Annotated in this window: 19 protein-coding genes; 10 read left to right on the top strand and 9 right to left on the bottom strand. The window is 51.1% G+C overall.

Annotated features, from left to right (window positions below; all coding sequences use genetic code 11):
- The first annotated feature begins 32 nt into the window (after positions 1 to 32).
- The gene (locus VFA_RS11915; protein ID WP_038152230.1) at positions 33 to 890 is read left to right on the top strand and encodes an AraC family transcriptional regulator; all 858 of its coding nucleotides are present in this window, start codon (positions 33 to 35) and stop codon (positions 888 to 890) included.
- A 197-nt stretch (positions 891 to 1,087) separates the two neighbouring features.
- A complete protein-coding gene (locus VFA_RS11910) occupies positions 1,088 to 1,855 on the top strand; it encodes a TerC family protein (protein ID WP_004727080.1) in 768 nt (255 codons plus the stop codon).
- Positions 1,856 to 1,951: 96 nt separating this feature from the next.
- Here the strand turns inward: VFA_RS11910 and VFA_RS11905 are convergent, their stop codons facing one another.
- On the bottom strand, positions 1,952 to 2,851 hold the full coding sequence (locus VFA_RS11905; RefSeq protein WP_004727079.1) for an AraC family transcriptional regulator: 900 nt from the start codon (positions 2,849 to 2,851) through the stop codon (positions 1,952 to 1,954).
- Between the two features lie 602 nt (positions 2,852 to 3,453).
- Here VFA_RS11905 and ectA point away from each other — a divergent pair.
- From ectA to VFA_RS11880, 5 genes are all read left to right on the top strand, one after another.
- Positions 3,454 to 4,020 carry a diaminobutyrate acetyltransferase gene (gene ectA, locus VFA_RS11900; protein ID WP_004727078.1) on the top strand — a complete coding sequence of 189 codons (567 nt, stop codon included), beginning with the start codon at positions 3,454 to 3,456 and terminating at the stop codon, positions 4,018 to 4,020.
- Positions 4,021 to 4,031: 11 nt separating this feature from the next.
- Positions 4,032 to 5,297: a diaminobutyrate--2-oxoglutarate transaminase gene (ectB, locus tag VFA_RS11895; RefSeq protein WP_004727077.1), complete on the top strand. Its 1,266-nt coding sequence runs from the start codon at positions 4,032 to 4,034 to the stop codon at positions 5,295 to 5,297.
- 9 nt (positions 5,298 to 5,306) lie between these two features.
- On the top strand, positions 5,307 to 5,699 hold the full coding sequence (locus tag VFA_RS11890; protein ID WP_004727076.1) for an ectoine synthase: 393 nt from the start codon (positions 5,307 to 5,309) through the stop codon (positions 5,697 to 5,699).
- Positions 5,700 to 5,782: 83 nt separating this feature from the next.
- Complete coding sequence (locus VFA_RS11885; RefSeq protein WP_004727075.1) at positions 5,783 to 7,219, top strand: aspartate kinase; 1,437 nt, start codon at positions 5,783 to 5,785, stop codon at positions 7,217 to 7,219.
- A gap of 428 nt (positions 7,220 to 7,647) precedes the next feature.
- Positions 7,648 to 8,451, top strand: a complete 804-nt coding sequence (locus VFA_RS11880; protein ID WP_004727074.1) for a Cof-type HAD-IIB family hydrolase — start codon at positions 7,648 to 7,650, stop codon at positions 8,449 to 8,451.
- 46 nt (positions 8,452 to 8,497) lie between these two features.
- Here VFA_RS11880 and VFA_RS11875 read toward each other — a convergent pair whose 3' ends face one another.
- Positions 8,498 to 9,076: a ribosome recycling factor family protein gene (locus VFA_RS11875; RefSeq protein WP_232281710.1), complete on the bottom strand. Its 579-nt coding sequence runs from the start codon at positions 9,074 to 9,076 to the stop codon at positions 8,498 to 8,500.
- 92 nt (positions 9,077 to 9,168) lie between these two features.
- On the opposite strand from VFA_RS11875, the gene VFA_RS11870 reads away from it, so the two are divergent.
- On the top strand, positions 9,169 to 10,140 hold the full coding sequence (locus VFA_RS11870; protein WP_004727071.1) for a LysR substrate-binding domain-containing protein: 972 nt from the start codon (positions 9,169 to 9,171) through the stop codon (positions 10,138 to 10,140).
- Positions 10,141 to 10,247: 107 nt separating this feature from the next.
- Here the strand turns inward: VFA_RS11870 and VFA_RS11865 are convergent, their stop codons facing one another.
- Positions 10,248 to 10,967: a prephenate dehydratase domain-containing protein gene (locus VFA_RS11865; protein WP_050780262.1), complete on the bottom strand. Its 720-nt coding sequence runs from the start codon at positions 10,965 to 10,967 to the stop codon at positions 10,248 to 10,250.
- Positions 10,968 to 11,331: 364 nt separating this feature from the next.
- On the opposite strand from VFA_RS11865, the gene VFA_RS11860 reads away from it, so the two are divergent.
- On the top strand, positions 11,332 to 12,459 hold the full coding sequence (locus VFA_RS11860; RefSeq protein ID WP_004727069.1) for an HD domain-containing phosphohydrolase: 1,128 nt from the start codon (positions 11,332 to 11,334) through the stop codon (positions 12,457 to 12,459).
- A 30-nt stretch (positions 12,460 to 12,489) separates the two neighbouring features.
- Positions 12,490 to 13,437: a GGDEF domain-containing protein gene (locus tag VFA_RS11855; RefSeq protein WP_004727068.1), complete on the top strand. Its 948-nt coding sequence runs from the start codon at positions 12,490 to 12,492 to the stop codon at positions 13,435 to 13,437.
- A gap of 112 nt (positions 13,438 to 13,549) precedes the next feature.
- Here VFA_RS11855 and hemB read toward each other — a convergent pair whose 3' ends face one another.
- The 6 genes from hemB to VFA_RS11820 form a co-directional block, all read right to left on the bottom strand.
- Complete coding sequence (hemB, locus tag VFA_RS11850; RefSeq protein ID WP_004727067.1) at positions 13,550 to 14,536, bottom strand: porphobilinogen synthase; 987 nt, start codon at positions 14,534 to 14,536, stop codon at positions 13,550 to 13,552.
- Between the two features lie 279 nt (positions 14,537 to 14,815).
- Positions 14,816 to 15,031: a hypothetical protein gene (locus tag VFA_RS11845; RefSeq protein WP_004727066.1), complete on the bottom strand. Its 216-nt coding sequence runs from the start codon at positions 15,029 to 15,031 to the stop codon at positions 14,816 to 14,818.
- Positions 15,032 to 15,085: 54 nt separating this feature from the next.
- The gene (gene groL / locus VFA_RS11840) at positions 15,086 to 16,678 is read right to left on the bottom strand and encodes a chaperonin GroEL (protein WP_004727065.1); all 1,593 of its coding nucleotides are present in this window, start codon (positions 16,676 to 16,678) and stop codon (positions 15,086 to 15,088) included.
- Positions 16,679 to 16,708: 30 nt separating this feature from the next.
- Positions 16,709 to 16,999, bottom strand: a complete 291-nt coding sequence (locus VFA_RS11835) for a co-chaperone GroES (protein ID WP_004727064.1) — start codon at positions 16,997 to 16,999, stop codon at positions 16,709 to 16,711.
- A gap of 331 nt (positions 17,000 to 17,330) precedes the next feature.
- Positions 17,331 to 18,680 carry a magnesium transporter gene (locus tag VFA_RS11825; RefSeq protein WP_004727063.1) on the bottom strand — a complete coding sequence of 450 codons (1,350 nt, stop codon included), beginning with the start codon at positions 18,678 to 18,680 and terminating at the stop codon, positions 17,331 to 17,333.
- Positions 18,677 to 19,252 carry a mechanosensitive ion channel domain-containing protein gene (locus VFA_RS11820; RefSeq protein ID WP_004727062.1) on the bottom strand — a complete coding sequence of 192 codons (576 nt, stop codon included), beginning with the start codon at positions 19,250 to 19,252 and terminating at the stop codon, positions 18,677 to 18,679. Before VFA_RS11820 ends, VFA_RS11825 begins: the two co-directional genes overlap by 4 nt.
- Positions 19,253 to 19,490: the final 238 nt, after the last annotated feature.

Raw genomic sequence — 19,490 nt, 5'->3', positions numbered from 1 at the left:
TCAATTCCATCCCAAATATTTGCCAAACTCTCATGATTCAGGACACGCAAGAACATTATCGAATTTCCGATCAAACCACCCATCAGGTGATCGATCAGGAGCATGCGTTGCACCTTGAGCAGAGCGGCATTGTTCAGTGTGGGTTAGCCACCTGTCGCGAGTCTTTTAGCGTGTATCGGAAGTCACCCGGGCAGCACATGTTGCTGTTTACCGTGAAGGGCAAAGGTTGGTTGCAAAGCGGGCAAGAGCGTTATGTGTTGGAGCCTGGTTCGATGATCGTGGTGCCTGCGGGCGTTGAGAATGGCTTTGGTATTGAAGAAGAAGATTGGCAATTGGCGTGGCTGTTTTTGTCACCCCAGCGCGATTGGCCTTGTGTGGTTGATGCGACAATTCGCTACGATCTGACGCCCGTGACTGATGTGATGTTTTCCTGTACGCAAACCTTGGTGCGTACTCTATCGTTGCCTGCCGAACTCGGCGAAACTATCGCCCAATACGCGGTTGCACAAATCAATGTGTTGTTGAATTCCCCGACGCCCCATCCTCAGCCACGCATGGCAGTGCGATTGAATCGCGCGTTTGAGCAGGTGCAAAAGCAACTGCATCGTGAATGGAGCGTGGAACAACTGGCGGCCTTGGTGCCGTGTTCCGTGCCGCACCTGCATCGTTTGAGTCAAACTTACTATCATCACAGCCCCAAAGCGCACTTGACGCGGCTGCGCATGGAGTACGCTGCTCGTTTGCTGGCGCGCTCCGATTGGTCGGTGCAACATATCGGCGAAATGGTGGGCTATCCCAACAGTGCCAACTTCAGTACACGCTTTAAACGCTGGAGCGGAAAAACGCCCCGCCAGCATCGTTATGAGTATCAAAACGGCGCCAAACTATAATTTCCCACACCGCAGCATGCCGAAAATAGGCTGTTTTACAGCTTGTTACAAATGGAGATCTTGCTCAACAAAGGGTGCAATGATTTACTGATGCCTCCTAAGTCATAGAGGTTATAACAACGAATGGACGACCCCTTAAGGCGACCAACTTCACTTCTTTTTTCCCTTAACTCCGCTTCCTTTTCTCAGGAGGCCGTGTGTTAGAACTGTTTCTCCAACCTGAAACCTGGGCCATCTTCGCCACACTGCTGGCATTGGAAGTGGTATTGGGTGTCGACAACGTGGTGTTTATCTCCGTACTGTGTGAACGCTTGCCGCTGCATCAGCGAGCACTGGCGCGCAATTTAGGTATTGCGCTGGCCGTGACCGCGCGAATCGGTTTGGTGTTTTCGATCAGTTGGGTAATGTCTTTGACCAGCCCTATCGTGACGGTCTTGGGGAACGCGTTCTCTGGCCGTGATTTCATTTTGATTGGCGGTGGCGCCTTCCTACTTGTCAAAGCGGCGAAAGAGCTGTGGTCTTGGCTGACTGAAGTCGAGCAGCATGCCCGTGCCAACGTGAGCGCTGGATTGACGGTGGTGCTGCTGCAAATTGTGGCGGTGGATGCGGTGTTCTCGATGGACTCGGTGATCACGGCCGTCGGTTTGACCAACGATATTCCAGTGATGGTAGCGGCGATTCTGGTCTCTGCGGTGATCATGATGTTAACTGCCGCCAAGATTAACGCCTTGGTCAGCCGTTACCCCGGTTTCAAAACTTTGGCACTGCTGTTCTTGGTATTGCTGGGCGGCCTGTTGATGGCTGAAGGTTTTGAACTGCATATCAACAAAGGCTACGTCTACTTTGCCATGGCGTTTGGTCTGGTGATGGAGCTGTGCCACATTCAGTGGAAGAAAAAACAGGCACTGAGCATTCAGCGCGTGCGACCACTGCGCATGGACGGACGTCAGATGTTGCTGCGGTAAGCCCGGCAACATCAATGGCAATTCGACAGAACAAACATCAAAAAAGGGGAAGCGTTGGCTTCCCCTGATGGTTTCTAAACAGCGTGATGGATGAAGCTAGCGAATGGCGGTGCAGAAACTCACGTCGGCGACGCCCGTTTCTAAGTTGCAGTCGTGATACAGCTCAAAGCACGGCCGATCGTCGCAATCGAGGCCTTGTTCAACCACGTTCTCCATCAACTCATTCCAATACTGCACATATTGAGATTTGTCCGTCACGGTGCGGCGAATCGTCGCGTATTTCCCACCCGTAAACTCAGTGTATTCGATATGCGCTGGTACGTCGGTGCCTGTGGGCACTTGCAGGCAGATGTCGGTACGACATTTGTCGGCGGGCGTGAGCTCTGGGTTATCGTGATAAATGAAAATTGATGTGTGGTGCGCCAATCCGGCCGGGCCTGCCCAACCATACAACGTGCCAATGGCGGGATCGTAGTTTTCGCCATACGGCCCGGTTACGCGCACGAATGCCAAACCGCTGGGTTCAAAAGTGTGTAGCTCCATGTGCTGACTCCTTGTGTTCAATGTTTGGTCATGATACGTGCCCGGCGCATCGAACGCGTGTCCATCCTTGCGCAATGTGTGTCCTATCTTGCTATTTTTCAGCAATAGGGTAAACGCCTCCAAATTGTCGCATTCACGCACCTGGCTGGCGGTCAGGCCAAAATGTTGTTTGAACGCTTTGGCAAACGCCTGCGAGCTGGAAAAGCCCATAGACAAAGCCACTTCAACCACCGTTTTCTTTTTATAAAATAGCTGGTTGGCGGCTTTTTCCATTCTCAAACGGCGCAGATAGTCGTTGAGCGTTTCGCCAACCACCGCCTTAAAAATACGATGAAAATGATAAGGGGAGAGACACGCCATACGCGCGACCGCTTCCAAATTAAAGGGCTGATCGAAGTTCGTTTCGAGAAAGCGAATGACGGGCAGTAAGCGTTTTTGATAGTCCGTTTTCATGGGCAATTCTGATGGTCATTGACGTGTTTACTTTACTGTGGAAATTGAGGAGGTAAAGCGCTGTGTTAAGAAGTGTGCCAAAGCTCTCAGCCACGATCTCAATCGCGAATTGCAGGCAAAAAAATAGCCAATCGTAATGAGCACGATTGGCTGATATATAGTGTGAACAAAATGTATTCACTAACAACGTCAGTTGGCTAGGTGACCCTCGGCTTAATAAGGGTCGACTAATATAATGCAGTATATGTGCCAACTTTCAGAGCACTGTTTTGACTATATATTGAACGATTTTGGTCGATTTAAGCCCTATTTTTGCTCAATCAATTGCATTATGCGAATGCAAAATGCGAATTGCGTTCAAATTGCTAGTGATAGCAATGTAACTTAATCACTTTGACATCGTATTGTTATGTGATTGTCATTTTGATTACATGTCTAACTATTTTTGTTGTGTCCGATATATTAAATTACATGGGATAATCGATTGATTAGGATGGTTTTATTGAATTATCCATTATTATTTTTTATATCGTGGGGTTGAAATAATCATTTGAGCTGTTAGTTTATAAAAGGAATTTGTTTAGAGTTCTAATTGAATTGATATGTGGCAGACAATGATTACAGCAGCACCATGGGTTGCATACCCTGAAATTATGCACAACGCTCAGGAAGAGTGGACGTTCCGAACTCCCAATCGAACGGATGGCAAGCGCGTACATGAGTTAGTGTCTCAGTGCTCGCCGCTGGATGAGAACTCCGCTTACTGTAACTTCCTGCAATCCACTCACTTTCAAAGTACCTGTGTGGTCGCCGAGCGCAATGGCGACATGGTGGGTTTCGTTTCAGCCTATCGCAAGCCGGATAAACCGGGCGAACTGTTTATTTGGCAAGTCGCGGTGCATGAAAACGCACGCGGAATGGGTCTGGCTTTCCATATGCTGAACGAGTTATTGACTCGCGATGAGCTAACCGACATTGAGGTGTTGGAAACCACCATTACTCGAGACAACAACGGCTCTTGGAGCCTGTTTAAGAAATTGGATCGGGCCCACGGTGAACGGGGTGAAGTGTCAACGTTTCTTGATGAAACCCGCCATTTTAATGGCGAGCACGACACCGAATACCTGTACCGAATCCCCCTTAATCCACGAACCAACCGAAAAGGATAAATCCCATCGTTATGGATATCTTTAAGAAGAAAGAATCAAACGTTCAATCTTATGCTAACCATTTCCCTGTGGTGTTTTCCACCGCAAAAGGAAGCTGGCTGTATACCAAAGATGGTGATGCTTACCTCGATTTTCTGGCGGGCGCTGGCTCGCTGAACTATGGCCATAACAACGCCATTTTTAAACAAGCACTGCTTGAGTACATCGACAAAGATGGCATCACGCACGGTCTGGACATGCATTCGGAAGCGAAAGCGGAATTCCTGCATGCGTTGCAAACCTACATCTTTGAACCTCGCGACCTGAATTACAAAGTGCAATTCACGGGTCCAACCGGCACCAACGCCGTTGAAGCGGCCATGAAGTTGGCACGTAAAGTCACCGGACGCGCCAATATTGTGGCCTTCACCAACGGATTTCACGGCTGTTCTTACGGCGCATTGGCGGCGACGGGGAACCAGCATCATCGCGGTGGTGCGGGGCTTGGCCTTTCTGGCGTCACGCGTCTGCCGTATGACGGCTATGCCGATATCGATGGCCTTGCGCTGTTTGAAACCATGCTGAACGACAACTCGTCTGGCTTGGATAAGCCAGCCGCAGTTTTGGTGGAAGCGGTGCAAGGGGAAGGCGGTTTGAACGCTGCATCCAATGAGTGGCTGCAACGCCTGAGTAAGCTGTGTAAAGCACATGGCGTGCTGGTGATTGTCGATGACATTCAGGCCGGTTGTGGCCGTACGGGCACCTTCTTTAGTTTTGAACCTGCGGGGATTGAACCCGACATCGTGACGCTATCGAAATCGATCGGCGGTTACGGTTTACCGCTGGCGGTGGTGCTGTTTAAGCCCGAGCTGGATCAGTGGAAACCGGGTGAGCACAACGGCACATTCCGTGGCAACAACCACGCGTTTGTGACGGCAGCGAAAGCGCTGGAAACCTATTGGGCGACCGATGATTTTGCTCAGCATATTCAAGAGCGAGCGCAGCAAGTCACGCGCACGATTCAAACCGCATTGCGCCGCTTCCCCGAGCTGTTTACGCGTCTTAAAGGACGTGGCCTGATGCAAGGGATCGCCTGTCAACATGGCGACATCGCAGAAAAAATTGCTCGCGAATGTTTTCGTCAAGGCATGGTGATTGAAACCGCCGGCCCGAATGATGAAGTGGTGAAGTTTTTCTGTCCGCTGACCATCAGTGAAGCCGAGCTGGAACAAGGCCTGGCCATTTTCGAACGCGCGGTGGAACACATCGCCCCTCAATTCATTAAAAAAGCCTCATAAGGAAGAGTCATGATTGTAAGAACCTTGGATGAATGTCGCCAAAGCGAACGCCGTATCGTTGCTGAAACCGGAACGTGGGAAAGTGTCCGCATGTTGCTCAAAGACGATCAGATGGGCTTTTCATTCCACATCACGACCATCTACAAAGGCACTGAAACCCACATTCACTACCAAAACCATCTGGAATCCGTTTACTGCATGTCCGGTGAGGGCGAAATTGCGGTGGTGGGTGGTGAAACTTACCCGATTAAACCGGGAACGCTCTACATCTTGGATAAACACGATGAACATTACCTGCGCGCCTACAAAGGTGCCGATATGGTCATGGCGTGCGTGTTTAACCCGCCGCTGACAGGGGCGGAAGTGCACGATGAAAACGGCGTTTACCCCATCGCCGATTAGTGCAGGCTGACTGAGGTTGCTGGCGCCTGCTGGCAACCTGACGCACGCCACACCCTGTAAATTTAAAATAACGAGGAGACCCCATGTCTTACACCGTAGAAAAGATCGGTGGTACTTCCATGACTGCGTTTGACGCGGTCCTTGATAATATTCTGCTTAAACCGAGCGATCCGTACGACCGCGTGTTTGTTGTGTCGGCTTACTCGGGCATGACCGATGCGCTGTTGGAGTGCAAACGCACTGGCAAGCCCGGCATTTATCAAATGATCGCGAAACGCGACGACAGTTGGACGGATGCAATGTACGAGCTGGAACAGCGTATGTTGCTGACCAATGAACACTTGTTTGCCGATCCCATGAGCCGGATTCGCGCCGATAAGTTCATTCGTTCCCGCATTTCTGAAGCAGTGAACTGCATCAATAATATTCTTGAAACCTGCCAATACGGGCAGTTTTCATTGCGTCATTATCTACCCCAAATTCGCGAGTTTCTGTCGTCGATTGGTGAAGCGCACAGTGCGTACAACACGACTCTGAAATTGAAAACGCTCGGCATCAACGCGCGATTTGTCGACCTGTCGGGGTGGAACGAAGGCACGCAAGGTCGTCTGGATGAGGTGATTCTGCGCGCTTTCGAAGAGATTGATGTTTCGACAGAGCTGCCGATCGTGACGGGCTATGCCTATTGCGATGAAGGCTTGATGAAAACTTACGATCGTGGATACAGCGAGATGACATTCAGCCGCATTGCTGCGCTGACGCATGCGGACCAAGCGATCATTCATAAAGAGTATCACCTCAGCTCGGCCGACCCACGCGTCGTGGGGCCAGAGAAAGTACGCCCCATGGGGCTGACCAACTTTGATGTGGCCGATCAACTGGCTAACCTCGGCATGGAAGCGATTCACCCCAATGCGGCAGCGGGTCTGCGCAATCAGGGCATTGAGCTGCGGGTGAAAAATACCTTTGAACCCGACCACCCGGGTACGCTGATTTCCAATCATCATCAACCGGAAGACAATAAGGTTGAAATCATTGCCGGGCGCAACAAGGTGTTTGCGCTGCACATGTTTGATCAGAGCATGGTCGGCAAAGTGGATAACGTGAGCTACGACTTGATGGAAATCATCGCTGAAGCCAAAGTGCATTTGGTTGGAAAAGAGATGAATGCCAACTCGATGACGTACTTTTTAAGCGGCACCAGCGATAACCTCAATCAGGTGTTGTACAAAGCGGAGAAGCGTTACCCGAACGCGTCGATCTCTGGGAAAATGGTGGCGTTGATTTCGGCCATTGGTGCGAACATCAACACCAACCAAGCGTTAGCGCGCGGCATGCACGCTTTGGCGGAACTGAATGTGAATCCGATGGCGGCGCACTCTTCGATGCGCAATGTGAACGTGCAATTTGTGGTTGAAGACAGTGATTACAACAGCGCGATTTGCGCGCTACACGAAGCGCTCATTCGTGAAAAAGCTCGTCCAAGCGCGACGAATACCAAATCGGTGAAAGCCGCATAACGTTGTTTCTTAAAGCCACGTCACGTGGTCTCTTCAAGCCAAATATAAAGCCGCCGCAGATCGTCTCTGCAGCGGCTTTTTAATGCTTATCGTGTTCAGCGATAGGATACTTAGCTGTTGATTGCTAGGTAAAGCACCAGAAACGAAAAACCAAAGCTGATGGTGGCGGCGCAAGTTAGGTAAAACAGGTAGGCTTGTTTAAAGCTCATAATGACACTTCCTCAAATAAATCCGCCTTAAAACTAAACATTTTTTGAGTTTATTACAATTATTTTTGAGTTTTAATCGCGTAAATGATCACGCCTGCCGAATGGCTGTGTCGGTTGAATCGGATTCTCATGCATTCTGACAGCAAACTAAATAAGCCGCGGCGGAATATGGTAGGATGGCCCAGCCCACGCATTTTTGAATCTATGAGTTTTCATTTTATGTCACAACGCATTATTAAATTCATCGCCACCGATATGGATGGCACGCTTCTCGACGAGAAAGGCCAGCTCGACCCAGAATTTTTCTCCCTGCACAAACAGTTGGATGAACGCGGCATTTTGTTCGCTGCGGCGTCTGGTCGCCAGTATTACAGCTTGCTGGATACCTTCGCGGAAATTCAGGATCGCATCATGTTTATCGCTGAAAACGGCACCTTGGTGATGTACAAAGGTGAAGAGCTTTACAGCAGCACGATCGACAAAGTCGCGATTGCCGACATCATCAATGCCGCAAGAAGCATTGCAGGCACGCATGTGGTGTTGTGTGGTAAGCGCTCCGCTTATATTGAAACCCAAGATCCACAGGCGATGGAAGAAATTCAAAAGTACTACCATCGCTGCGAGTCGGTGTCGGATCTACTATCGGTTGAGGACGATTTCATTAAAGTGGCGATTTGTCATTTTGATGGCACGGAACAATGGGTTTACCCAAGCATCAACGCGAAATTTGGCGACAGCCATAAAGTGGTGGTGAGTGCGAAAATCTGGCTGGATGTCATGAATGCCGAAGCATCAAAAGGCACAGCCATTAAGCAACTGCAAGCGAAGTTCCACTTTACCGAGCAGGAAACCATGACGTTTGGCGACTACTTCAACGATGTTGAAATGTTGCAAGCCAGCTACTACTCGTACGCGGTCGAGAACGCGCATGAGCAGGTGAAAACGTACGCCCGTTTCCGCGCGCCAAGTAACCGTGACGGCGGTGTGCTGACCATTATCAAAGCGCTGCTTAGCGAAGCCTAATTTTCGCCCACGTTCAGGTAAACCAGTCATCGATGTATGTGCTGGTTTACCACGTTTCTTGCGCTTCGCGCGCCGCTCTGGCTTGAGCCACGGTACAGTCCGTTTTTTCCATCAATTCGGCCAACGTCATCGCCGGATTCTCCCGCACGAAATGCGCCAGTCGTTCACTGAGCGTGTCTTGTCGATACGGCTGAATGCCAGATTCGAGTTTGGTCACCACAAACGACACCGACAACGCCATCTCACTCGCTTGAATGGTACGCAGCAACAACAGCATATCTTCCGGCTCGCCCTGACATTGCCAGTTGCGCGAGCGGCGTACCCGTTTGAGGGTGCAGCGGTGCTCAGTAGCAAACGCTTGTAAAGCGGTGGCGTGCTCGCGACCAATGCGATGGATCAGCGAAGGTAGGGCAATTGTCAGCATCGAATCAGAGACTTTGGTAACCAAACGGGAGGATTCCTCATGGCGGTGTGGCTGCGGTTGGTGTGTGACCGAAGCGTGGTGAGCGTGAACGATTTGGATCTTAAAGCAAATCGTCTCTGCGCGGAATCGCCCTTTTGCCGTTTGGTGAATCGAGCGGTGGCAGTGTTGCATGCGCGCGTGATGGCCGCGCTTTTTATTCATTGTTAGACTAGCTCGAACTCGTCGAATCCTGTATAACTAATGGCTCATTTAAGTGATTGTTATGCAATCATTTTGTGACCTAGGAGTACACAATGAAGCTACAGCAACTGCGCTATATCCGCGAGATCCAGCGGAATGGATACAATATCTCGTTAACGTCAGACAAATTATTCACCTCTCAGCCGGGGATCAGTAAGCAAGTTGCGTTGCTGGAAGATGAGCTGGGTGTGCAGATTTTTGAGCGCCAAGGTAAACACCTTTCCGGCGCGACCGAAATCGGCAGCCAGATCATTCGTGAAGCCAGCAAAATGCTGGAAATCGAAGAACGCATCAAAGCGCTCTCGGCCAGTGTGACCTCGCCAGATATGGGACGAGTGAATGTCTACACCACCAATGCGATTGCGAAGTTCCTGTTGCCGGAAACGGTGCACTTCTTTATGAAAAAATACCCGAAAGTGTCGCTGCACATGGGGACGATTGAGCCGGAAACCCGTGGCAATACGCTGCCTTCTGGCCCGTACGATTTCTCGATTGTGGCGCAGGACGTCGATGAGCAGATGGATTTAGCTGTGCTGCCCGCTTACAAATGGTCACTGGCGCTGATTGTGCCGTCCAACCATCCGTTGGCGACAGCAGAGAACATCACGCTCGAGCAGTTGGCGCAGGAAAAACTCATCAGTTACGAACTCAAGTCGACCGGGCGTGGCGCGATTGATGATGCGTTTAAGCAAAAAGGTCTGACACCGAAATACATCGTCACGGCGATGGATGCGGAAGTGATCAAAGAGTATGTGAGTTTAGGGGTGGGCATTGGCATCATCGCATCAGTGGCGACACACGCGCTAAGTGACTCGATTACGGTGCGTTCGCTGGAAGGGTTGGTGCCGGATTGTTACGCTTGGTTGTGTTATAACAAAAACACCTATTTGCAGCAGTACATGTATGACTTTATTGAGAAATTTGCGCCGCATTTAACCAAAAATGTGATTCAAAATACCTCCCATCTGCCGCGAGCAGAACTGACCAAATGGTTTGATGATCGCGATCTGATGACTTATCAGTAACGCGCAGCTTCTTTTCCGCCTCCTCATGGTCATTGAAGACATACCGCGTGCAGTCGGTATGTCTTCCCGAAACTGACCTTTTTGAGAAACTGTCCTCTTGGCTAAACTTACAGTAATTGGCCTTTTTCAATCGCGCTTTCGAGTTCTTTGCGCGCGTCGCTTTCCCCAATCGGCGAGATTCGCTTCTCCACATCCATCAACAAGAATGACGTTTTATTGTTCTTGTTATCCTGTACGCCTTGTTCCACCACTACTAGATTGGGGTAGACTTTTTCCAGCACACACGCGCCAATAGCGGCGGTGCCATCGGGCATTTCACCATCGGATACACGCTGCGCGGCGGCGGCGGTGCCTTCTGGCACGGCGAGTTCTTTCGCTTTCAAGTGATGTTTCCAAGTATCAATCTGCTTGAGCGCCGCAGGGTGTGACGCGATCAAGGCAATCGAGCGTTTGGCCTCGACATCGTGCGTGTTCATTAGCACACACATTTCAATCGGTGTGGCAATAAATGCTTTCACCGCGACCACTTTGTATTGTTGTAGCGCCTCAACCGTGGCCTGAACCAAGCGACCATTGATGGTAGAATTTTCCACCGCACTAAAGGCCAAGCCATCATTTAAATCGGCCTGCATGAAGGTATTGAGTGGTGTGCCGGAAAAATCAACGTCCGCTTTGAGAGCCGGTTGTTGCTCAAATAGTTTGCTGATCGCGGCATCGTTAAAACTGCCTTTCGACGCTTGAACGTAAATGTGGTTGGCTGCACAAGCGAACCCTGAAAATGCCAATAAAGCCGAACTGAGTAAGAAGGGGGATACCAATCGTCTCACGATAAATCTCCTTATTATTATATGGAACTTAGAGCTTATTATTTAATCATTCGGCCGAGAAGCATTATTGCAACATTTTTTTGACAAAGGCCGATCTCGCTTCACGCAATCGGGCTTCCTTGACCTTGTCTTTGCGCGACGAAGCAGACGTCGAACTTGTGGCACGAACAAAATGAAACGTGTGAAGTCGATTCCAATCATAATGTGAACCTGTGCAAATACTCTTATAAAAAATAAGGACTTGGTCGATGCGGCTCTTTAAGAGCGCAGACGCTTTTGTTATATCCGTACATTAACTACACAAAAAGTATGGTTTTTGTGCAGCACATACGAATAATTACAATGAAAAATAGTCAGGTGGATTATGGAAGTGGCTTTTGGCTCGGATCCAGGCAATGCGATTCGTCGATGGGCATCGTATTTGGCCATTGATCAGCAAACGGTGGATGCACTGCGCGAGTATTACTGGATCATGGAACGCAACATCGATGAGGTGTTGGCGTTTGTGTACGATCATCTCGGCAGTTGTCCGGAAACGGCGCAATTTTACCAAAACGAACAATCAATCGTGCGCGCCCGTGGGCATTTGCGTGACCACTTGATGCTTTATGTGTTTCGCGGTCACTTTGGCGTGAATTACTACAACGCGACCATTCGCATTGGTCAAACCCATCAACGGCTTGGCATCGATTTTAAGGTGTATTCTGGCGCGTATTGCATTGTGATGAGTCAATTGGCGCGCGTGGTCTACCAATCGCTCGCCCCCAACATCGACAACATTCATCGCTACATGTCGGCGCTCAATCGTGCCATCTTCTTGGATTTAGGACTCGCCACCGCGGTGTATTACGATACCGCCTGTTTTGAGTTGGAAGAGCTGGCTTACGAACTCAATTTTGCCCTTGCCAAAGCGGGTGAATTTCGTGACAACGAAACTGGCGAACACATTAAACGCATCAGCCGCATGAGCTTTGAACTGGCCAAAGCGCTGGGACAACCGGCGCACTGGTGCAAGATGATTCAAATCGCCAGCCCGCTGCACGATGTGGGTAAAATTGGTGTGCCGGATGAGATTTTACTCAAGCCGGGCAAACTCGATGCGGATGAGTGGAAATTGATGCAACAACATCCGGCCATTGGCGGTGACATCATTCCTGACAACAAATCCGAGCTGATTCGTATGGCGCGCCGCATTTCGCTCACACACCATGAAAAGTGGGATGGTTCCGGGTATCCGGCGGGGCTGGCGGGAGAAGAGATCCCGCTGGAAGGGCGCATAGTGGCGATTTGTGATGTGTTTGATGCGCTACTATCGACGCGCCCTTACAAACGGGCTTGGAGTGTGGCTGAGGTGGTGGCATACCTGCGCGAGAATCGTGCAAAGCATTTCGATCCGCTTTTGTTGGATTGCTTTCTCGAGCATCTCGATAGCATGTTGCACATTCGTCATCAATTCGAGGATGCGACTCAACCGGAAACTGTGGCAGACTAAGGGTTCGGAGAGTGACACCCAAACAAGAGCATGGAACAAGATCGCATCACACTGCTGGAACAACAGGTAGCGCAGCTCACTCGTGACAAGCAGCGCTTAGAAGAGAAGCTCAATGCCGCGCTGGATGGCACTGGGCTCTGCTTGTGGGAACAACATGTCCCGACGGGGCGCCTGCGCATATTCAACATGGAGTGGGGCAAAATGCTCGGCTTTCAACCCAACGAGTTGGAAGCCAATGTTGAAACGTGGAAAAGCAAATTGCATCCGGACGATTACGATCTCGCCGTCGGTGCGCTTGAGGATCATCTGCAAGGCCGCGCGGATACCTATCAGGTGGTGCATCGCATGCTGCACAAAGATGGCAGTCACAGTTGGGTGTCGGATCGCGGGCGTATCGTTGAATACGCCGAGGATGGTTCGCCGCTACGCATCATGGGCACGCATATCGACATCACCAACGAAAAACGCTACGAACAGGAATTGTCGCGTTTAGCGCGTCAGGATCCGCTCACCAATCTGCTTAATCGCAAAGCGCTGCACAGTGAATTTAACCGCATCAATCACGCTAAGTCCGAATCGCTGGCGGCGATGGTGTTTATCGATATCGATAACTTCAAGACGGTCAACGATCATCTCGGCCACAAAGCGGGCGATGCGGTGCTGGTGGTCGTGGCAGAATGGTTGAAGCAGTTTGCGCCGCCACAGTCGGTGATTGCGCGTCTTGGTGGCGATGAGTTTGTTCTGTTGTGCGAGCAAGAAGAAACGCAGGCGCTGAATACATTGACCGATCAGTTACTGACTCAGGTCGCCGAACCGGTGGTGCTGGAAAATGGCAAAGCGCAGATTGGGTTGAGTATTGGTGTGTGCGAGTTTGCGCCGGGGCAGCATGACTTTGACACCCTTTATGAACGGGCAGATGAAGCCATGTATCAAGTGAAACGCAGCGGGAAGAATGGTGTTCGCTGGGTCAGCGCCTAAGCATTGTTATCCCAGGATCGTTATCAAAGTATTGTTATTAAAGTCTCACGATCAAAACATCGTTATTAAAATATTGCCCGTCACGGTGACGGGCAATTGGTTGATGACGGAATTATTCACTCAGCCACTGCGCCAGCTCTTTCGCGTAGTAGGTGACTATCACACTCGCGCCAGCGCGTTTAAAGCCAATCATGGTTTCCAGTACCGCGCGTTTCTCATCTAACAGACCAGCTTGTGCCGCTGTTTTCAAAATCGCGTATTCACCGCTGACTTGATACACCGCCAGTGGCAGGCGCGTGTTGTCGCTGAGCGATTTCAGTACATCCAGATACGGCGTGCCGGGTTTCACCATCAGAATATCTGCGCCTTCTTCTTCATCCAATGCCGCTTCAACCAAGGCTTGGCGGCCATTGTGCGGATCGGCTTGATAGGTATCGCGGTTGCCTTCCAGCGTGCATTCCACCGCGGAGCGGAATGGGCCATAGAATGCGGAGGCAAATTTGATCGCGTGCGCCATGATGCTCACGTTCGGGAACCCTGCCGCATCGAGGCCACGGCGAATCGCGCCGACTTGGCCATCCATCATTGCAGATGGCGCCAACATGTCTGCGCCTGCTTTCGCTGCTGCAACAGACTGCTTCACGAGGTTCTCAACGGTTTTGTCGTTATCGACTGACCCGTCGTGCACTACCCCGCAATGGCCATGCGTGGTGTATTCACAAAAACAGATGTCGGGGATCACAATCATGTCGGGGCATGCGGTTTTGATCGCTTTGATCATGCGACTGAGCAAGCCGTTGTCGTGCCATGTGTCGGAGCCACACTCATCTTTGTGATGCGAAATGCCAAATGGCATCACGTAGCGAATGCCGAGTTCATACAGCGCCGTCACTTCATCGGCGATGTGGGATTCTGGAATACGGCATACGCCGGGTAGCGCGTCAATCGCGACGGGCGCGTCAATACCTTCTTCGACAAAAATGGGTTGAATCAAATCGCTCTTGTTGAGCTGGGTTTCCTGCACCATGTGACGAATGTGTTGATGCGCGCGCAGGCGGCGTGGACGTTTCATTAATACTTGATGAGACTGACTTTCCATTGGAGACACCTTCTTTTTTATTGTCTGGATCATGCCAATAGCCACAGTGCCTGAGCGGCGGAATCCTTCGGCGGCATTGAGCGTGTCTTCATGACGGATTGGCAACAAGGAGTGCTTGAAAGGCAACGAGGTTGCAGAAAGCCCCTACATAGTAACGGCTGAGGGATGAATGTGTAGTGTTATCTGGATATTGACTGCATGCGGGGTTGTTCGATGAACTTTACATGGTGTCAACGCGGCGATAAAAACTGACCCGCGCGAGGCGGGTCAGGGAGGGCATCAGTGAAGTGTGCGGTGAATCAGCTCGGCGAGCTTGGCCAGATCGAACGTGATTACCCAGATACGGGGCTGAGCGGGGGACACGCGCGCTGGCGGCAGCGAGAAGATTGCGTCACGGTGAATACGAGGGAAATTCTGCACCGCAGGCCAGGTGGGGGAACCGGGGCCTGCGGCGGTTTCGGCAATTTCTAAATGCAGCGCTGGATACTGTTTCATCTTCACCTCACTTGATTGAGGGGGAGGGGGATGCCCCCTCAATCTATTTCACGATTAAGCCTCGGGCGCTTTAGGCGCATCTGTCACCATCGCTTCGGTGGTGATCATCAGGCCTGCGACACTGGCGGCATATTGCAATGCAGAACGAGTGACTTTCGCTGGGTCAAGAATGCCCAGTTCAATCATGTTGCCGTATTCACCCGTCGCTGCGTTGTAACCGTAGTGGTCGTCGCCTGCCTTCACGGCGTTGGCGACAACAGACCCTTCGTCACCCGCGTTGATGGCGATTTGACGCAACGGTTCTTCCATCGCACGCAGTGCGACGCGAATGCCGACGTTTTGATCATCGTTGTCGCCTTGCAGATCGCTGAGCGATTTGGCAATTTTGGTCAGCGCTACACCGCCGCCAGCCACGATGCCTTCTTCGACGGCTGCGCGAGTGGCGTGCAGTGCATCGTCCACGCGATCTTTCTTCTCTTTCATCTCGACTTCAGTTGCCGCGCCAATCTTGATCACCGCTACGCCGCCAGACAGTTTGGCAATGCGCTGTTGCAACTTGTCGCGATCATATTGTGACGTGGTGTTGTCCAACTGGTGCTGGATCTGCGCCACGCGATCGTGAATTGCACGCTCATCTGCTGCGCCATCGACGATGGTGGTGGTGTCTTTGCTGATGGTGACTTTTTTCGCGCTGCCGAGATCGTCGAGCGTCGCTTTCTCCAGTTCAAGGCCAATCTCTTCCGCGATCACACGGCCTGCGGTGAGCACGGCAATGTCTTCCAGCATCGCTTTGCGATGGTCACCAAAGCCCGGCGCTTTCACCGCAGCGGCTTTGACAATGCCGCGCATGCTGTTCACCACCAATGTTGCCAAGGCTTCGCCTTCTACATCTTCGGCAATGATCAGCAGCGAGCGAGCGGCTTTCGCGACGGCTTCTAAGAGCGGGATCAGCTCGCGAATGTTGTTGATTTTCTTATCGACCAACAGGATGTATGGGTTGTCCAATTCAACCACGCCGGACTCGGCGTCGGTGATGAAGTAGGGCGATAGGTAGCCGCGATCAAATTGCATGCCTTCGACCACTGACAATTCGTTTTGCAGCGCCTGACCTTCTTCCACGGTGATGACGCCATTGCGACCCACTTTTTCCATCGCCTCAGCAATGATTTCACCAATCGCGCGATCGCTGTTGGCTGAAATGCTGCCCACTTGGGTGATGGCGTGTTTGTCGCTGCATGGTTGGGCCATGTGCTGTAGTTTGTCGACTGCGGCTTCGACGGCTTTGTCGATACCGCGTTTGAGATCCATCGGGTTCATGCCCGCCGCCACGGCTTTGAGGCCTTCGTTGATGAGCGATTGCGCTAATACGGTCGCGGTGGTGGTGCCATCGCCTGCTTCGTCGTTGGCTTTGGACGCCACTTGTTTGAGCATTTGCGCGCCCATGTTTTCGAACTTGTCTTCCAGTTCGATCTCTTTGGCTACGGAAACCCCATCTTTGGTGATGGTCGGTGCGCCGAAAGATTTATCCAGCACCACATTGCGACCTTTGGGACCGAGCGTGACTTTCACGGCATTGGCCAACAAGTTCACCCCGGTGAGCATTTTTTGTCGAGCGTCGTTAGAGAATAAAACGTCTTTTGCTGTCATTGTGTCTCTCCTTAAAAACTCACAACAAAATTATTCAATAATCGCCAATACGTCTGATTCAGACAGGATGAGGTAGTCATGCCCGTCTATTTTCTCGGTTTTCACACCATACCCATCGTGGAAGATGATGTGGTCATTCACTTTGACTGCCATCGCCGCACGTTCGCCGCTGTCGAGCAGACGGCCTTGACCGACCGCCAGCACTTTACCGCGGTTTGATTTTTGCGCCGATTTGGATGTCAGTACGATTCCGCCCTCAGATGTGTTGTCGACCTCAAGTCGCTCAACAATCAATTTGTCATGTAAAGGACGAATGTTCATTGGGAGTGCCTCCTACTTAAAATCGTTTTCATCGAAAATAAAAGACAAACGTATATGGGGTCGCGGTGCGCTGGGGTGTCCAACGCGAGAAAGGAGAGCGAACCCAGATACGGTGTGGCATCACTGCCGCTCGTGGATATAAATAGGGTAAAAAAATTGAACTTCAAGAGGGGAAAAATAAAATTTTTTAAAAAAATTTTTGGCCGAAAACGTGCAGTTGGGGCGCACTATGTCCGTGAAAAAAGTGACAGTAAAAAAAGTGACCTTGAAAAAACGACCAGGAACAACAACGCCCGCGAAAAAAAACGCCCCGCGAAGCGAGGCGTCAGGATTACAGCATGACCAAACTCGCCGTGCCGAGGAAGGCGAAAAAGCCAACCACGTCGGTGACGGTGGTGAGGATCACCGAACCAGCCAAAGCCGGATCGAGCTTAAATTTATCGAGGATGATCGGAATCAGTACGCCAAACAGCGCGGCGGTGATGATGTTGACCACAATTGCGAGCGAGATGGTGCAGCCAATCAGGGTAGATTGGAACCATAATCCGGCCACGCCGCCGATGATCAGCGCCCACACCACGCCGTTAATCGAGCCGATGCCCAATTCGTTTTTCAATAGCGCAAAGCGGTTCCCGGTAGTGACCTGATTGAGCGCCATCGCACGCACCATCAAGGTGAGCGTTTGGCTCCCTGCAATGCCACCCATGGAAGCGACAATCGGCATGAGCACCGCCAGCGCCACCACTTGCGAAATCACATTCTCAAATAAACCGATGGTCATCGACGCCAGAATCGCGGTCAAAAGGTTGATGCCCAGCCATACGCCGCGGCGCTTGGAGCTGCGGACCACCGGCGCAAACAGGTCATCGCCTTCATCCATACCGGTACCGGCCATCAAGCGCGATTCGTAGATTTCACGTTGCGTGCCCAGTGCAAAGTGCCAGTCAATTTCGCCGATCAGGGTATCGTCATCGCTGACCACCGGAACGATGGGCAACACGGCGTGCTCCAACGCTTCGACCGCATCAGACAGCGATTGATGCGCGTTGATCAGCACCAAATCTTCTTTCTTCAATGCTTTAAGCTGTGTGGTGCCTTCGGCCAACAGAATGTCGCTGAACGCCACCAGACCACGAAATTTCTTGGCTTTGTTGATGAGGTAAATGTATTGCGGCGATTCCAAATGGTATTTATCGAGCAGGATCTTGGCGCGGTTGACGCTGATGCTAAACGGCAGGGTATAAAGTTTTCGGTCAGCCCAGTGGCCGATTTCGTCATCGTTGAATTCGTTGGCTTGATCGTACAGTTCCAGCTCGTCGCGGCTGATTAAGCGCAGCGCTTCGGTGACAATGTCGTCGGGCAGGGAGTCTTCCCACTCGATCAGCGACAGGTTGTCGAGTTTGGCCAGCGTCAGTTTCAGTTCGACTTCAGACAACGCTTTGATGATCGACACACGCACATCGGCGCGCATTTCGGTCAATACATCGATGTGCAGTTCCAGTGGCAAGCTGCGCCACAAACGCACACGGTCATCGACGGGAAACGCTTCGAGAATCAGCGCCAGTGGGCCTTCATCCAAGCCATTTTCAACCATTTCGCCTAGCAGCGAGACCTGCTGCTCATCATTTTCGGCTTTGGCGAGCGCTTCAATTTGTTGGGATAGATCTTGATACTCGCTCAACGTTTGACTCCAATCGGTAACTGTTTTTTCTCGGCTTTCTTGGCGGCTTTTTCTGGCGCTTTACTCAGGACAATGACTGGGCGAACAATAAACAAGTTGTTCGGATACAGCACGCGGTTGCCATCTAGGGTTTCTAGCACCACGTTCAAAAACGTCATGTCGATGATTTTGCCTTCGACAAAGTTCGCGCCGTCGACCACGCGTACCCATAACCCGATACGGCAATAGTTCTGCACAAACAGGGTAAAAAACGAGGTCACGTTACTCAGCAGCGACCAACTGGCAAACAAACCCACACCCAGCAGCGCAAAAATGGAAGAACCGACGACCAGCAACCCGCGCAGTTCAATCCCCCACATGATCATGAGGGTCATCAACAGCGCAATCAACAGAGCGGTTTTGATCAGCCAGCGTGCGCGTTTAACGCGATGCACGTCGTCACGACCAATCACGGTTTTTTCAAACACACGCAGCGTCACTTTGGCGACTTTCGGATAGAGAAGCAGCATCAGCAGCGTGAACAGCCACTGATAGTAATCTTGCATTAAATTGAGTAAGGCGATGTAGTCCATAACATAGTGAGAAACAGGGTTTTGTTCAAAATAACTGAAAACCGGTGAATTACAACCGGATTTCTGTGACAACCCACGTAAGCGCTGCTTTCGTCAGCAAGCGGGTGGGTGAATCAGGGGATCAATGCTGCGTCACGGCGCAATACCGGATTTTCAGGCAATTCAGTGCACACGGATCGCGCATTGATGCTTTTATTACTAATAAAGGGTTAGAAGCAACAACACTCATATGTGACAA

The sequence above is a fragment of the Vibrio furnissii CIP 102972 genome (genome assembly GCF_000176175.1).
Taxonomy (GTDB): domain Bacteria; phylum Pseudomonadota; class Gammaproteobacteria; order Enterobacterales; family Vibrionaceae; genus Vibrio; species Vibrio furnissii.
The sequence above is the reverse complement of the archived record's forward strand: the minus strand, read 5'-3'. Positions and strand labels throughout refer to the sequence as shown.